Origin of the sequence: Flavobacterium sp. N1736, assembly GCF_025947065.1 — a bacterium.
GTDB lineage: Bacteria > Bacteroidota > Bacteroidia > Flavobacteriales > Flavobacteriaceae > Flavobacterium.
The window spans coordinates 4,184,715-4,202,640 of the sequence record NZ_CP109994.1; the positions used below are offsets into that span (position 1 = coordinate 4,184,715).

Genomic DNA, 17,926 nt, shown 5'->3' on the forward strand with positions numbered 1-17,926 from the left:
GCAATACGCGATTAGCATTAAGCTTATTGCCTAAAGCCTACAGCCTAAAGCAAAAAATATGAAATTAGCCGAAATATCCATAAAACGTCCGTCGTTAGTAATTGTATTGTTTACAATTCTAACACTTGGTGGATTGTTCAGTTACAGCCAATTAGGTTATGAGCTGATCCCGAAATTTGAACAAAACGTTATTACAATTTCTACTATTTATCCGGGAGCTTCTCCAAGTGAGGTAGAAAATACAGTAACCAAGAAAATTGAAGATGCGATTGCATCCCTAGAGAATGTTAAAAAAATTGACTCTAAATCGTACGAAAGTTTGTCTATCGTTTCGATTACTTTGACATCAAATGCAAAGGTCGATTTCTCTTTGAATGATGCACAGCGTAAAATAAACGCGATCATTAGTGATTTGCCTGATGATGTTAAAACACCGGCTCTGACCAAGTTCTCGCTGAGTGATTTACCAATTATGACGCTTGGTGCCAATGGAAAAATGGATGAAGCAGAATTTTATGACTTAATTGACAAAAAAATTGCTCCTATTTTATCTCGTGTACAAGGTGTTGCTCAGGTAAATATTATTGGTGGTTCTGAGCGTGAAATTCAGGTAAATCTTGACGCTGTAAAAATGCAGGGTTACGGATTATCTGTTCCGCAGGTACAACAAAATATATTGACTTCGAATTTGGATTTCCCAACAGGAAACATCCAGACTCGTAATCAAAAGATATTAATTCGTTTAGCGGGTAAATATAAAAGTGTTGAAGAATTAAGAAACTTAGTAGTTTCTTCTCAAAACGGAATCCAAATTCGTTTGGGTGAAATTGCAGATGTTCAGGATACTCAAAAAATCGCTGAAAAAATATCACGTGTAGATCAAAAAAGTGCCATTGTTTTGCAAATCGTAAAACAATCTGATGCAAATGCGGTTGCGGTAAGTGAGCAATTATTAAAAACAATTGCAACTCTTGAAAAAGATTATTCAAAAAATAAATTAAAATTAGAAGTTGCAAAAGACAGTACCATTTTTACTCTTGAAGCGGCAGATTCTGTAGTTCACGATTTATTAATTGCGGTAGTTCTGGTAGCATTTGTAATGTTGTTTTTCCTTCATAGTATTAGAAACTCATTGATTGTAATGGTGTCTATTCCGGCATCGTTAATTGCTACTTTTATTGGTATTTATTTAATGGGATATACCCTGAACTTAATGAGTTTATTAGGTTTATCTCTTGTGGTTGGTATTCTGGTCGATGATGCGATTGTGGTCCTCGAGAATATTTACCGACATATGGAAATGGGTAAAAGCCGAATTCGTGCATCTTATGATGGAACTGCAGAAATTGGCGGAACTGTAACTTCGATTACCCTGGTAATTGTGGTGGTATTCTTGCCTATTGCAATGAGTTCGGGATTGGTATCTAATATTATTACACAATTTTGTGTAACGGTAATTATTTCAACGATGCTTTCGCTTTTAGCTTCGTTTACAATTATTCCTTGGTTATCATCCCGTTATGGTAAATTAGAGCACATTGAAGGAAAGAATTTATTTGGAAGAATTATTCTTGGTTTCGAAAGTTATCTGACACGTTTTACAAACTGGGTTTCTGAATTGTTAACTTGGTGTTTAGATCATTATATTAAAACTATTATCGTTGTTGTTGTATTATTTTTCGCTTCAACAATTGGATTAATGGGTGGTGGTTTCATTGGTGGAGAGTTCTTTGCTTCTTCTGATAGTGGGGAGTTTCTTGTTCAAATTGAAATGCCAAAAGATGCTTCGTTAGAACAAACGAACTTCATGACACAAAAAGCAGAAGCTTATTTGAAAGCGCAGGAATATGTTCATAGTCAAATTACTACGGTAGGACAAACCAGTGAAGGTTTTGGAGCATCGCAGGCAACGGCTTATAAAGCAGAGATTGACGTAAAAATGATCGAACAAAAAGATCGTACGGATGATGCTAACGTTTACGCAGCAAAAATCAAGCGTAAACTTGAAAAAGTATTGGTTGGAGCAAAAGTAAAAACGGTTCCGGTTGGTATTTTAGGAACTGCCGAAGATGCCACTTTAGGATTAATTGTAACTGGTCCTTCTACGGAAGCTGCAATGAAATTTGCAAAATTAGCAGAGGCTGAATTACGTACAATTCCCGGAACAACGGAGATTAAATTAACGGTTGAAGACGGAAATCCTGAAATTAACGTTAAGGTAGATCGTGATAAAATGGCTGCTTTAGGATTAACACTTCAAACAGTTGGTTTAACCATGCAAACTGCTTTTAGTGGTAACACTGACGGTAAATACAGAGCTGGTGAATACGAATACGATATCAACATTAGATATAATGCATTTGACAGAAAAAGTATTACAGATGTTAGTAATTTGATTTTTGTAAATGCGGCAGGTCAGCAAATTAAATTATCTCAATTTGCAGATATTACAGAAGGTGCAGGACCTAGCCAGTTAGAGCGTAGAGATAAATCTGCTTCGGTAACTGTAAAAGGACAAAATGTTGGGGTTCCTTCAGGAACAATTGTACAACAATGGCAGGTTAAATTAGATAAACTTGAAAAACCGGCTGGAGTAAACTATATCTGGGGTGGTGATCAGGAAAACCAAAGTGAAGGTTTTGGTACTTTAGGAATCGCTTTATTGGCCGCTATTATCTTGGTTTACCTTGTAATGGTTGGACTTTATGATAGTTTTGTTCACCCGTTTGTGGTATTGTTTGCAATTCCGCTTTCGTTTATTGGAGCGATGTTAGCATTAGCTTTAACAAATAACTCATTGAACATTTTTACCATTTTAGGTATTATCATGTTGATTGGTCTGGTGTGTAAGAATGCGATCATGCTTGTCGATTATACCAACCAAAGAAGAGCAGCAGGAGAATCAATCAGAACGGCATTAATTCAGGCGAATCACGCTCGTTTACGTCCGATTTTGATGACTACTATTGCGATGGTATTTGGTATGTTCCCAATTGCATTGGCATCTGGAGCAGGAGCTGAGTGGAAAAACGGATTGGCTTGGGTAATTATCGGAGGATTAATTTCTTCTTTATTCCTAACCTTGATCGTAGTTCCTGTAATTTATAATATCATGGAAAAAATAATTGCCAGAGTTAGCAAAGGAGAAAAAATCGATTACGAAGCTGAAATGGTTGCAGATTATGTACCGGCAGAAGTTAGTGAAGATGGTTTTAATCCTAAACATACCCATTAATTGTTGATTTGATTTTAGAATGAAAAAATCCCAAATTCCGTAAGGAGTTTGGGATTTTTGATTTATAAGAAGTTCCTAAATTGGAATTTAGTATTCTTTATTTCTTCACAATTTTAATCGTTTTAACTTGTCCTTCCGATTTTACTTTTAAGAAATAAAACCCGGACGAAACATTCGATAAATCAATTTCAGATTGTGTGTTATTGATTTTCTTCGCCAAAATAGATTTTCCTGAAACAGAAATTATTTCAACCTCATCAATATTCGAAGTATTGCTAATACTTAAAGTATGCTCAACAGGATTTGGATAATAGGCGAAATTAGGCAAAACAAAATCCGGTGTAGAAAGTGAACCTTTTACTTTTGCCGTAACCGCAAGACGTTCCGGGCTTTCTATTCCGTTTATGGTTTGTGATGCATAATAGGTCGTTCCATCAACTAAAATGGTTGATAAAGGCAAAGAAGCATCAGCAGATTTATTTGTTTTTCCGGCTAAAGAACTTGTACTATACCATTTAATATTTTGACCCTGAACAACAAGATCACCTAAAGTTTGTCCAGCTGTAAATTCAATAGTAGTTGTGTTTTTACCATCAATTAAAGGTGCTGGCGGATCGATAGAAACATTGATTGCCAGAGCACAGCCATTTTGATCTCTTACAAGTACTTGATGAATGCCATAAGATACATTTGTAAAAATATTATTTGTTTGATAACCTAGCCAGTCCAAACTATAATCGTATGATCCATTTCCTCCGGTAGTATGAACAGTTATTTTTTGATCATCTACAACGAGCGTAGCAAATAACATTGCAGGCTCTGTGATATATACTTCTACTGACATAATACAGGCACTATTAGCATCTGTGGTGGTTACTGTGTAAGATCCTGCGCTAAGATTACTAAAAATAGTATTGATTGAATTGGGAATAATTATCATTCCATTTTTAGAAAGAGAATAAGTGTATAATCCTGAACCTCCGGCAGCATTAATTGCTATTGATCCGCTATTGTCTCCATAACAATTTGCATCTGTATGATATACGTTTACAGTTAATGGTGTTAAAGGCGAAATAGTTACAGATAATGAAGTTACATAGCCTGAAGTATCTCGTGTGTCTATATGGTAAACTCCCGGATATAAATTGTTAAAAACATTATTTGATGTATACGGCTGACTATTAAAAGAATATTCATAAGGAGCTATTCCGCCAATTGCCTTAACAGTGATCGAACCTTTCTCATTTATGCAAGAAACCGGAGTAACAGTCGCAATTGAAGTTAAAACTGCAGGCGCTGCAATAGTTACACGCATTAGCATTGAAGAACAACCTTTGGCATCTTTAACAATTACACCATAAGTTCCGGGTGCGAGATTATTAAAAATCGAAGAAGTTTGTTCTGGAACTAATACTACATTGTTACTGTTTAAAAGGGAATAAGTATATGGAGCAGTTCCACCGCTTGCACTCATTGTTATACTTCCATCATTACTATTCGTAGTTGTAGTATTTGTAACCGTCAAAAGTGTACTTACCGGTAAAGTAGAAAAAGTTATTGTAATGTATGTTGATGCAATACAACCATTATTATCTTTTACAAATAAAGTATAACCTCCCGGAGACAATTCATTTGTATTTACAGCAGAAAAAGTATTTCCTCCTGTAAAAGAATACGTATAAGGAGACTGACCTCCGGTTGCATTCATAGTTACAGAATCTTTACCTCCACAAACTGCGGCTTGGGTAACAATTGCATTTACAACTAACGAAGCAGGTGATTCTATAACTAAAGATGTAGTAAAAAGACATCCGTTAGCATCTTTAACGTTAACAATATGTGTTCCGGGCGCTGCACCAAAAAACATATTACTCGCCTGAAAATTATTTATACTATTTGCTGAATATTGATAGGGAGCCTGACCGCCACTTGCTGTAATTGTTATGGTCGAATCATAATTTATAGAGCAATTTGTGATTGGTGTATTTGTAACTGCAGCAGTTAAAGGAATATAAGGCGCTATTGTTATTGTATTTGTAACTGAGACTGAATTTACAGCATCTTTTACAGTTACAAAATAAGATCCTTCTGTTAGATTATTAAAAACATTGCTCGCTTGATAAGGTCCTCCGTTTATAGAATAAGTGTAAGGAGATTGTCCGCCAATGCCGGTAACCGTAATTGTTGCAGCACCATTACAATCTAAATTTTTCAAAATAGCCGTTGTTAGCCCAGGTGGAATTGTCGCTATCATCGTTATTTCACAGCCCTGTGCATCTTTCACTTTTACAGTGTAGGCTCCGGCAGTTAAACCTGTAAAAACATTACTTGTCACATAATGAATTCCATCTAAAGAATATTTATAAGGAGCTACTCCTCCTTGTGGACTATTAATGGTTATTGTTTGTCCTTCTACTGTAAAACTGGCAGTAATAGGAAGCGGGTTTGTTATCGTATATATTAATTCTGAGATACAACCGTTAGCATCCTTTACTTTGATACTATAAGTACCGGAATAAAGATTAGTAAAAACATTGCTGGCGATGTAAGTGTTATTATTTATTGAATATTGATATGGAGCCTGTCCTCCCGTTACACTTACCGTTATGGATCCGTCTTTTGAACCATAACACATTGCATTTGTTCCGGTTGCAGTAATATTTGGACCACTGCCTACTGATTTGACCTCGACATTTGATGTGTACGTCAAACATTCATTAGCATCCTTAGTGTAAACGGTATATATGCCCGGACTAAGATTAGTAAATACATTTTTGGCTTCATAACCACCATTGGTTATAGAATAAGTATATGGAGGAATACCTCCGGTTGCACTTGCCGTGATAGTTCCGGTATTACTAGTGCAGGCTGCGGGAGTAGATGTTGCAGATATAATTATACTTGTGGGCTGAACAATTTCTATTTGTGTTATTTCTGTAGAACAGCTATGTTCGTCTGTAATTCGGATACCGTAAGTTCCTGGTTTTAATCCGCCAAAACCAGTATTCAAATAAGAATTTTTATAACTTTTTAATACAGTTCCTGTGCTATTTAAAAGAGAATAGGTATAAGGAGCAGTACCACCTTGAAAATTTGCCGTTATTTCTCCATTATCTCTTCCAATACAATTGACATCTTTTTTAGCATGATCAGTGATAGAAAGCGGCAAATAAGGATTAACAGTCACATCTCCGGAGGCTACACAGCCTAAAGCATCTTTAACAAAAAATGTATAAGTACCGGGAACGACATCTGTAATGGTCGAAGTATCGTTAAAAGTAATATTATCAGATGAAAACTGAATGGGTTGTTTTCCTCCTAATCCGGTTATGTACACAGTTGCCTTTTCATTACTACAAGTAATTGGCTTAACTCCGGAGCTAAAAATAAAAATAGGACTTACAATTACATTAAAATAATTCGTTGTAACAGTTCCGTTATTATTAATTCTTGCATAAATAGTTTTAGAACTTGCAGCAGTTAGCGTACTTGCAGCGACTACATAATTAGTTGGGCTTGCAATTGCATTCAAATTATTTTGAGCATCTGTTAAACTTAAATGATAGCTAACCGTAGTTTGAGCAGGATCTAAATTGCCAATTAAAAGTGTTTTTTGAGAAGTTAGATTAAAGGAAGTATCTCCTCCGCAATGCTCAATATTGCTGACTTGAGCATAAAAAATAGTAGTAAACAATAAAAGAAAAAAAAGTAGAGTTTTTTTCATACGTATAGGTTTGTTAAATTTGTTAAACAAATATATACAAAAAATCGAGTCTTAGTTCAAATATAAAAATCCCAAATTCCAATTAAGGAGTTTGGGATTTTTTAGAATTTGAATTTTGGTATTCTTTATTTCTTCACAATTTTGATTGTCTTTGTCTTTCCTTCAGATTTTACTTTTAAGAAATAAAACCCGGACGAAACATTCGATAAATCAATTTCAGATTGCGTATTATTTATTTTCTTCGTTAAGATTGATTTTCCTGAAACAGAAATTATTTCAACCTCATCAATATTCGAAGTATTGCTAATACTTAAAGTATGCTGAACAGGATTTGGATAATAAGTGAAATTAGCTAAAACAAAATCCGGTGTAGAAAGCGAACCTTTTACTTTTGCCGTAACCGCAAGACGTTCTGTACTTTCTATTCCGTTTATAGTTTGTGATGCATAATACGTAGTTCCATCAACTAAAATTGTTGATAAAGGCAAAGTAGTTTCAGCAGATTTACTTGCTTTTGCAGGTAAAGAACCAGAAGTGCTGTACCATTTAATATTTTGACCTTGAATAACCAAATCTCCTAAAGTTTGTCCAGGCGTAAATTCGATTGTTATTACCTTTTCACCATCGATTACAGGAGCTGGCGGATCTATAGCAAAACTGTTTACTGCAATACAACCACTTTGATCTCTTGTATATACCTGATGAATTCCATAAGATAAATTCGTGAAAACATTACTTGACTGATACGGACCTCCATCAAGGCTAAAGTCATATACTCCGCTTCCGCCAGTTGTGGTAACAGTTATCGTCTGGTTTTCTACAATTACTGAAGCAACTAAAAATGGTGTTGCCTCTACTGTTATCGTGACAGTATCTGTACAGCCATTAATGTCTTTTACTGTTACAGTATATACACCGGCATATACACTAAAAGTAGTTGCAGACAAATATGCTCCTCCATTTAATGAATAAACATAAGGTGCCTGACCTCCGGCTGCGATTGCTTCTATTGTTCCCGGACCAGTACAAGATTGCTGAGAAGTAATGGTTGCATTAAGATGAACCGGGTTTACAGGAATAATTACGGCATTGAAAGTAAATACATTATTTAGAGAATCTTTAACTGTTATAGTATAATTGCCGGGTTGTAAATTTGAAAAGACATTTGAAGCATAATAATGCGCTTCGTTGTCTATAGAATATTGATAAACTCCTGAGCCTCCCATTGCAGTTACTGTTATTGTTCCCGTAGGATTATCACAAGTTACCTGATTGATAGTTGCTATTGCAGCAAGCGGGTCCGGAAGTACATTTACATTAGATAATGATACACTACATGCATTTACATCAACAATATTTAAGGTATAAAGACCTACAGGCACATTAGTAAATTTATTACTGGTTTGAGCCACAGATGTTACACCATTTTTGTCTGTTAGAGAATAGGAGAAAGGCGCAGTTCCTCCAAAAACATTAGCTGTGATACTTTGCTTAGCACCCATTGTAGCAGTTACTTTTAAAGGTGCCGGCTCTTTTACCTCAACAGTTAGGGTATAATCACAACTATTCTGATCGCTCACTCCAACCACATAAGTTCCCGGACTTAATTCATAAAATGTATTTGCATTGGTATGATGTTCGCCATTTATCGAGTAACTATAAGGGGCTTTTCCTCCGGTTGCCGTTACTGTAATAATTCCATTGTTATTACCCTGACAGCTTACATTAGTAACAGCTGCAGTGGCTCTGATAACAGACCATACAGGATTTACAGTAACTGACTCTGTAACCGTATTAAGGTTAGAATCACGAACTTTAGCAGCATAGGTAAAAGGAGGTAAACTAACAAAAAGATTTGATGCTGAATAAGTACTTCCATTATTTAATGAATATTGATATGGAGGTGTACCTCCGGTAGCTATTAAAGTTACCCTTCCTGTGGTAGAACAAGTTTGATCAGATACAACTGAAACTACAGTTAATGCTGTTGATGATGGAGCTTGTACAATTATTCCAGGGATATTAAAAAAACAACCACGAGAATCAACGGCTTTTGCAGTATAATTTCCAGGAGCTAATGCAGGAAATTTGCCACTTTCTAATAGTCCTAATCGATCTCCTGTAGCCGTATTTTCAAGATAATAACCATAAGTCCCAGTTCCTCCAACAGCAGATACAGATACAGTCTGACCATTTACAACTGCGGTAGCAGATAAAACAGGTGGATCTGTTAATGTAATTGGAGTAGTGATAGCTACGCATTCATCACTATAATCTTTTAAGGTAATAGTATAAGTGCCAGCCTTTAGATTAGTAAAATATCGACTGCCCTGAAATTTAATTCCATCAATAGAATACTGATATAAACCAGAACCGCCTGTTGCTGTACAAAAGATTAAACCACTAGTATCGCCATTACAATTTACAGGAGTTAATATTTGGGCAAAAACTTTTAAAGGAGTAGTCTGTGCAATAGTTGCATTAAGATTGACAACAGTATTTAGTGCATCTTTAACTTTTAAAGAATAATTGCCGGCAGTTAAATTAGTAAATGTATTTGATGCCGAATAATTAGCTCCGTTATCTATTGAATATTGATATGGAGTAATACCTCCTGATGTAGTAAAAGTTACTGTTCCTCCAGGATTACTACAAGTTACATTAGTTGCAATAGCCGTAGCAGAAAGTGGTGTTGATGCTACAACATTTATATTAGATACTGACGTAGTGCATGCATGAGCATCTATAACCTTTACGGTATAAAGACCAATAGGTAAATTAGTAAATGTATTATTGCTTTGAGACGGAACGACTACTGCACCGCTTCCGTTTTCTACAGAATAAGAATATGGAGCAGTTCCTCCTGATGCATTAGCAACGATACCTTGATTAGCACTTGCGAAAGCAGTTGCAGATAAAGCGGTCGGTTCTGTTACTACGACCGTTAAAGTACTTTCGCAAATATTATTATCTCGAACACTTATATTATAAGTACCAGCTGCTAAATTGTTAAATGTAGGCGAATCATAGAAATAAGTACCTCCGTTTAGTGAAAATTGAAAAGGACCAGCACCACCATAACTTATTACAGTAATAGAACCGGTACTACTGCCTTTGCAGCTTACATTTGTTACATCAGCATAAATCGATGGAGGATATTTATAGTCTATTTTAACCGAATGACTAGTCGTGTTCAAATCAGCGTCACGAACTTTTACCGTATATGTATTTGGCGTAAGGCTGCTAAAAACATTTGATGAAGAATAATTAGTACCATTATTGATCGAATATGAATAAGGTTCTCTACCTCCCGTAGCAGCTATAGTAATTCTTCCATTAAATACACAACCTGCAGGATCTACAACTGAAATAGCAGCTAATGCCGTTGATGATGGAGCTTGTATATTTATTCCCGGTATAGTAAAAAGACAGCCATTAGAATCAAGCACCTTTGCAGTATAAACTCCAACAGGCAACTTAGTAAATGTGCCAATTGTTTCAGGGCCAAGTTCAGTTCCCGTAGTCGTATTTTCAAGATAATACGTATAAAGTGTAGTTCCTCCGTCAGGAGTAATAACTATATTTTGATCATTAACAATTTTGGCAGTAGCCGATAAAGCAGGTCGTTGTGTTACTGCAATATTAATCAAGGCCATACATCCATTTGCATCTTTTACCGTAACATTATAACTGCCGGCTTTCAGATTGTAGAAAGTCTTGGCAGATTGAAATGTAATACCATCAATAGAATATTTATAAGGCTGTAAACCACCCGTTGCCGTAGCAGTGATAACACCGGTTTTATCTCCATTACAAGCTATAGAAGCCGCTTGTGTTTTGGCAGATATCGTTAGTGTCGTTGCCTGAGTAACTGTTGCAGTAGTGCTGACAACAGTGTTTTGTGCATCTTTAACTTTGACACTATAAGTTTTAAGATCCAGGTATTTATATACTGTTGAAGAATAATAGTTAACCCCGTCATCTATAGAATATCGATATGGAGCAACTCCTCCCGTTGCAACAATAGTAATTGATCCGTTAAGATTATCGCACGTTACATTACCAACAGTTACGTTAACAGCAAGTGTTGATAATGCGGCAATGGTAACATCTTTCACGGAAAAACACCCGCGAGAATCGATAACCTCAACCTTGTAGGATCCTACAGAAAGACCGGAAAAAACATTAGAAGCTTGTTGAGATATTAAAACATTTCCAGTAGCATCTTTAAGAGAATAGAGATAAGAATTACTTCCTCCCGAAGCCGCAATAGTAATTGATCCGTCATTATTTACGCTCGAATTTACAACACTTTCATTAATCAGTATAGGATCAGGCTGCAATATCGTTAAGAAAGAGGTGATACCACATCCTGTAGCATCTTTTACAGATATTGTATGATTTGAAGCCGATAAATTATTAAAAACATTACCTGAGCCATAAGCACCATTATCTATTGAATAAGAATACGGAGCTACACCGCCGGTTGCCATTATTACTGCAGTTCCGTCATTAGAGCCAATACAGCTTAAATTTGTATTATTCCATGTAATTGCAATAGGTGAATAAGCCTGTATTGTAATTGCAGTTGGAGTCGAAACCGTATTTTCGGCATCAGTTACAGTTACAGTATACGTACCAGCCGTTAAATTATTAAAAATATTATTTGTTTGATACGCTCCACCGTTTAAAGAATAACTGTAAGGCGTTTTTCCGCCCACACCATTAGCCGTAATCGAAGCAGTACCAGTACCCAAACAATCCAATTGTTTCGTGATAACAGCCGTCGAACTTAAAGGAGGTTGTACAGTAGCCGCTACATATGTCCTACATGCCGGAGAATCAATTACTATAATATTATAGTTTCCGGGGCTTACATTTGTAAAAACATTACTGGATTTAAAATGGTCACCGTCTATAGAATATTGATAAGGAGGAAATCCTCCCGAAGCGGTAACAGTAATCGTATTTTTATTTACACTCGCAATGGCAGCCACAACAGCTGGTTCTGTTATTGTGTAACTAAAAGATCTCGTACAACCCGTAACAGTATCAATTACGTCAAAATTTTTAACTCCCGGGCGCAGACCCAAAAAAACATTATTAGTGATAAATTCACCCCCGTTCAATGAATATTTGTACGAACCGCTTCCACCCGAAGCATTAATAGTTAAATCCGCAGTACGGCCATTGCATGCAATTGGCGTAAGCGAAGGTGTTACACTTAAATAATTGTGAATAATAAGATTAAAATAATTGGTTGTAATATTTCCATTATTGTTAATTCTCGCATAAATTGTTGTCAAAGAAGTCCCGGCTATATAATAAGTAGGATCAGGCAGCGCATTTGTATTATTGGTTGCACTTGCAAGACTTAAATGATAACTAACTGTAGTTTCTGCAGGATTTAAATTCCCTATTAATTCTGCCTTTTTAGACGTTAAATTAAAAGCGGTTTCTCCAGAGCAGTGCTCAATATTACTGACTTGAGCGTGAAAAATGGTGGTAAATAGAAAAAGAAAAAAAAGTAGAGTTTTTTTCATACGTATTGGTTTGTTAATTGTTTTAACAAATATATACAAAAACTACTCTTATTTTAAATACAAATAATGATTAAAATAATCTATTATTGCTTTGCCCTCAAGCAAAACATCAGCACCAATAATTCCGTGAACAGCTTTTGCTTTATAAGCTTCAAGAGCTTCATTTACGTGTGAAAGATCAAAAATTACCAAGCCAAAATCCGTATTTTTCCAACTCCCGATCTGTAAATTATTATGAGCCGAGACTTCTGTTTTCATACCAGTTCCGCCGGCTCCGGAGGCTTTTGTTTTCGATTTTTTTGATGAAATCTCAAAACGTTCCATACTTTCAAAACCAATGCAGGTATTAGACGCTCCGGTATCTAAAATAAAATTTCCCGAAACACCGTTTATTTTGGCTTTTATTAAAAGATGCTGCGTTTTGGTAACTTTAAATTTTATTTTTTTGTATTTCTCTTTTTTGAGAACCTCGTGAAGATTTTCCATTTTCGGTAATGATTGAAAACCAAAAATAAGCCAATTACAGCCAATAAACTAATCATGTAAAAGATATAATTGCTCGGTTTTTCTTCTGCAGCAATAGATCCGTAATAAACAAAAGAACTCCAATAATAAGGCGATTTCTTAGCATTTGAAATCGATTTATCATTCAAAAAGTCCAGTTTTGCATTTGCATTCGCTTCAAAATAAGGAACATTATTTTTGATGTTTTTATAAAAATCAGTCATAAAAACAGATGTTGTATAATCGTTCACTTTCCACAGCGAAAATAATAAATTCTGCGCTCCCGCAAACTGAAAACCCCTTGCAACGCTCATTGCGCCTTCCGCTTTGTAGAGTTTCCCAATTCCGGTTTCGCAGGCACTTAAAACCACCAAATCCGGATTTATATTAAGATTGTACAATTCAGAATATAAAATTTCCTGATCATAAAACTTAATACTCGCCGGAGTTTCAATATCACCCGAAGAAGCATGCGTACTCAAATGTAAAATCGAATATTGATTTGCATTATTTTTAAAATTGGCAAATGAAGCCTGAGCATTTTCTAAATATTTCCCCTTAAAACTACTTCGAATCGATTCCAGTTCATTCTTCGAATAACCCAATTCAAAAGCTGTTTTTTCGAAAACCGGAAAAACGCCCAAAACTGTTTTTTCTGAATTTGAAACAGGTTTAGAATTGAGATAAAAACTAGCCGAAGTATTATACCCAATTTTAAAATCATTCAGCAAATAATGCATTTTAGCAAAATTTGTTGTAGAAGATTCTTTCGTAATTAAAGCTTCAAAAGGCAGAAAATTTAAAATACCGTCAGGAATAATGATGAGGTTTTTATGGATTGTATTTTGAGGTAATTTCAACATATGATAAACATCGTATCCAGTGTGATTATATCCCGAAATATTATTAATAATATTATTTGAGCTGTTGAAATAATCAAGAAATGTTGCAATTGTCGGAATTGCAGTATCAGTAATATAAATATGATTTAGAGTAATTCGGTTCTTTTGCAAAGTGAAATAATATAGAAATTCAGAACCCATAAAATAATAAACCATAACCGCTTTATCTTTCTCTAATTTTGAGAATAAAGCTTTTAAATCAAAATTTTCAGGAATATAATCCAGATTTTCAGACTCGATTTTTTTCAGCGAAAGCATCAGTTCATTTTGCTTTTTTATTGCCGAATTTATATTCGAAATATTCGCCGAATTTCCTTTTTGCTGTTCTTTTAAAATAACATTATTTAAGTTTTGAAGTTGCTGTAAAAGCTGTTTTTCTTCTGCAGAAGCACTTTTAATATTCGAACGATAACCTTTCAATATTCCTGATTTTGTTCTTTCAGATAACTGAAAAGCTTCTTTCAGATATTCGATTTTGTTTTCCTTTTGATACAATCTGTCATAAATCGAAATGCATTTTTCTGTACGATTTCGTGCCCGAATTTGTGTAATGATTTTCGAATTTTCATAAACCACAAGGTTCATCAATAAATCTTCAATACGAAAAGAAAGCCGAAAAGCTTCAAGCGTTTTTTTAAGCTGATTTTGTCGAACGAAAATTTCTGCCTGTAAATCAAGAACATCAATTAAAACCGTTTCTGCATACAATTCATTTTCATTAGGAAGAATATTTTTTGAATTGTAATTCGGAATCAGGATTTTAAAAATAGCCTGGATTTGCTTTGCACTTTCATCAAATTTTTGTTCATCAAAAAGTAGTAAAGCTTTTTCATAATACAGCTTTGCAATTTTTCTGGGTTGTTGGTTCGGAGTTTCAAAAAACAGTTTTTCAGCTTTTTCTAAATAAGAATCCGCAATATCAAAGTTTTGCCATTGCCTGTTTAATGAAGCTAAATTTCTATAAGAATTCGATAACGTTTCAGATTGATCTTTTTCGTTTTTTAAATACTGTATTGAAGATTCAAAAGCCTTTTCGGAATTATCGCGGGAATTTACAACGAACACCAATTTCTGAGAATCTAATAAATAACTATTCCCCAAATTATTCAGTAAAATGCCTTTTTGAACATTCGATAATTGCTCTGTTTTTAAAGTGCTTTCTAATAATTCAATTGCCAAAGAAGTTTTACCGGAACTCTGATACACATTTGATAAATTGAGAATTGCAGCAAATTTTTGTTTCTGAGATTCAGGATAGTTTTTAGACGTATTTACGATAAAAAAATACTGCTTTATAATGTTTTCTGCGTTGTCATAATCGCCCAAAACAGTATATAAGTTACCCAAAGGTTTCAGGCAAAATTCAATAATATCATAATTAGAAAGCTGTTTTTTCTGATAGATTTGCCATGCTTTTTCATAACTTGAAATCGCTTTTTGAGTTTGCCCAAATTGGTTTTCATAATACGCTTTATTGCAGTTTAAAACCACAATCGCCAATAATTCATCTTTAGTTTTAGGCTTAGCGTTTTTCCAAAAAGCAGTTTCAGTATTCGTTAAATTTTGCAAAGCTTTCGCCGAAGGATTCGCCACAAAAACATCAATTGCATTATATATTTTATCTTCAGAATTCAGCGATTTCTGCCCGAATAAAATCAGAGTTGAGAAGAATAAAATAGAGCAATATAGTTTTGTCATAAATGATTATTTTTTTTCCACAGAGATTCACAGAGAATTAAAAAAGAACTTCGTGTATCTCTGTGTTATGGCTAAAACTTCCAAATACCATAAAACTGGAAATAATTAAAACCCTGTTCAAAGTTAATGACGTAACGCGCGCCTAAACTCGGCCCGATTCTGGCAAAACCAGCGGTTAAATCAAATAAAAGCCCCGTTTTAAAATCAGCAAAAGAGTTTTTTACTGTATTCGATGTTGTAGTTGTGCTGATTAAAAAATTTTCTTTATCACCTTCAAAAGTCTCGATTTTTATATTCTGATTTTGTTCTTCCGAAACATTTATATTCGCCTGAATTCCGGCGCCAATTCCAATATAATTATTAATATTATAGCGAAGCAAAATTGGAACTTCCCAATTAACGTTCTTATTTTCAGCAGTTGTAGTGGTACGCACCAATTGCCTTACGCCGTTTGGATTTGTATTTACTACATCTGTAATAGTAATGTCGTTATCGTATTTGTTTAAGGCATTTATCCATTCTGCCTGCCAATAAAAGCGATACGATTTAAAAGGTGAAATCGTTGCGCCAACAAAATAACTGGTCGATTTATCTAAATCAGGATACAAATTATAACCTGCTTTTACACCAATCGAAATTCCGGGTAAAAATCGCGTCGTGGCATAATTGGTAATAATAGGTTCATTTTTATCAAAAATAATCGCCGTTCTGCTTCGGGTTTTTACTTTATGAAAATCTTCGGCAAACTTCATCGAATATTTTACAAAACCTTTTGTACTGTCTTTTTCGTGTACATTTTTTTGCTCGCTTCCCGGTAAATAAATATTTTTGAAAGTAAAAAAAATCTGTTTTTGCTTAATAATAGTATCGAGACAACTTACGGTTGGTTCTTCACCTTTTGGGCAAATTGGACATTTTGGATACATATCTTCAATCTGGAATGTTTTTTTATCAAACATATCCGGAACATCCGTTTCTAACCGAATCATTCTCGCCGGACCTTCGCCGTTGTTTTGAAAACGGGTTTTAAAATTTACACGTTTAAAACGAACCAATCTGTAATTCATAAAACTTCCGTTCGAGCCCATTTTGTTGGGATCGTGAGAAGTTACAATTTCCATTTCCAGATTTTTTATTTTGTGGTTTTTATAACTTCTGTTTGGTACAAAAATACCGCGCATGGTAACTGTTGCGCTCGTATCTTTTATCATTTCGGGAGTTGTTTTAAACGTATAAAAAACATTATGCGTTTCTCCCGGATTGGCATCATCAAATTCTAAAACCGAAACATTATGATAGGTTTTATTCGCGTCTAATAACGAAGCATCAAGATCTTCTTCTGTAGTTGTATTTCGGTATTTTTTAATTTTGAGAATATTTTCAGCAGAAGCCACATAATTATTAGAATCGTCAATATCGTTAACAGAAGCAACAGTATTTTCTTTTACTTCGCGTTCGTTTGCATAAGTTCTAAAATCGACTAATTCAAAATTATTGCTTTTAAATTGTTTCTCATTATAGAATAAATACAGCTTTCCGCTCGCAACATAATTCTCCATATTTTGATAACCTACTACAACTACCATTTCCTGTTCCGGAATTGGATCGCAGTTTTTAATTATTGCAAATCCGTTTTGATCTGCCAGTGATGCAATGTCTTTATAATTAGTATCTGTAATGTCGTTTACAGCTACTTTTTTTGGTCGTGTTGCCGGAGGTTTTCCGTTGTCGTAATTGTTGGTTACGGCAAGTCTTGTGGTATAAGTTCCTTTGTTTTTATAGACATGTTTTGGCTCTGCTTCTTTACTGTAATGACCGTCGCCAAGTTCCCATAAATAAGAATAACTTGGTTTTGGCGCACCCGAAATTGGTATTAACGGCGGGGTTTCAGGCTTATAAGTAACGGTATTTCCGTTTAAGATAAAACCAATATTGGCTCTGCGGGTTATGGTGTCTTTTACTTTGGTTTGTCCTATTGAGAAAATAGAAAATAGAATAAAGAAAATAGACAGTTGTGGTTTCATAACTAGATAATTTTGAGTTCTAAAATAATCAGAATTAAACTATTGGGTACAATTCGTAAAAATTTAATTTAACACATAGAAACATAGATTTTCTTCTTTTAAATAAGGATTAAAATAAATGATACATCATTTACATAGCTATGTTTATTAAAATAAGTGAAAAGTCTTTTTTGCGCATGCAAACTATGTTCTATGTGTTAAAAATAATTACAATTGATTCAGAATTAATTTTAAAACAGGATTAAATGTAAAAAAAAGTGATGAGCAAATCATCACTTTTTCTTAAAAGTATTTTG

Annotated in this window: 6 protein-coding genes; 1 reads left to right on the plus strand and 5 read right to left on the minus strand. The window is 34.6% G+C overall.

All coding sequences use genetic code 11. From position 1 onward, the window contains the following. Positions 1–58 precede the first annotated feature (58 nt). Positions 59–3,235: an efflux RND transporter permease subunit gene (locus tag OLM54_RS17750; protein WP_264535895.1), complete on the plus strand. Its 3,177-nt coding sequence runs from the start codon at positions 59–61 to the stop codon at positions 3,233–3,235. A 97-nt stretch (positions 3,236–3,332) separates the two neighbouring features. Here the strand turns inward: OLM54_RS17750 and OLM54_RS17755 are convergent, their stop codons facing one another. The 5 genes from OLM54_RS17755 to OLM54_RS17775 form a co-directional block, all read right to left on the minus strand. Then, complete coding sequence (locus OLM54_RS17755; protein WP_264535896.1) at positions 3,333–6,959, minus strand: T9SS type A sorting domain-containing protein; 3,627 nt, start codon at positions 6,957–6,959, stop codon at positions 3,333–3,335. A 125-nt stretch (positions 6,960–7,084) separates the two neighbouring features. After that, on the minus strand, positions 7,085–12,502 hold the full coding sequence (locus OLM54_RS17760) for a T9SS type A sorting domain-containing protein (RefSeq protein WP_264535897.1): 5,418 nt from the start codon (positions 12,500–12,502) through the stop codon (positions 7,085–7,087). Positions 12,503–12,550: 48 nt separating this feature from the next. After that, a complete protein-coding gene (locus tag OLM54_RS17765; protein ID WP_264535898.1) occupies positions 12,551–12,988 on the minus strand; it encodes a retropepsin-like aspartic protease in 438 nt (145 codons plus the stop codon). Then, on the minus strand, positions 12,940–15,606 hold the full coding sequence (locus OLM54_RS17770) for a CHAT domain-containing protein (RefSeq protein WP_264535899.1): 2,667 nt from the start codon (positions 15,604–15,606) through the stop codon (positions 12,940–12,942). Before OLM54_RS17770 ends, OLM54_RS17765 begins: the two co-directional genes overlap by 49 nt. A 71-nt stretch (positions 15,607–15,677) precedes the next feature. Then, positions 15,678–17,630: a PKD domain-containing protein gene (locus OLM54_RS17775; protein ID WP_264535900.1), complete on the minus strand. Its 1,953-nt coding sequence runs from the start codon at positions 17,628–17,630 to the stop codon at positions 15,678–15,680. Positions 17,631–17,926 lie beyond the last annotated feature (296 nt).

Coding starts and splice junctions, on each gene's coding strand:
- OLM54_RS17750 (WP_264535895.1), top strand. CDS start 59: ATGAAATTAGCCGAAATATCCATAAAACGTCCGTCGTTAGTAATTGTA.
- OLM54_RS17770 (WP_264535899.1), bottom strand. CDS start 15,606: ATGACAAAACTATATTGCTCTATTTTATTCTTCTCAACTCTGATTTTA.
- OLM54_RS17755 (WP_264535896.1), bottom strand. CDS start 6,959: ATGAAAAAAACTCTACTTTTTTTTCTTTTATTGTTTACTACTATTTTT.
- OLM54_RS17775 (WP_264535900.1), bottom strand. CDS start 17,630: ATGAAACCACAACTGTCTATTTTCTTTATTCTATTTTCTATTTTCTCA.
- OLM54_RS17765 (WP_264535898.1), bottom strand. CDS start 12,988: ATGGAAAATCTTCACGAGGTTCTCAAAAAAGAGAAATACAAAAAAATA.
- OLM54_RS17760 (WP_264535897.1), bottom strand. CDS start 12,502: ATGAAAAAAACTCTACTTTTTTTTCTTTTTCTATTTACCACCATTTTT.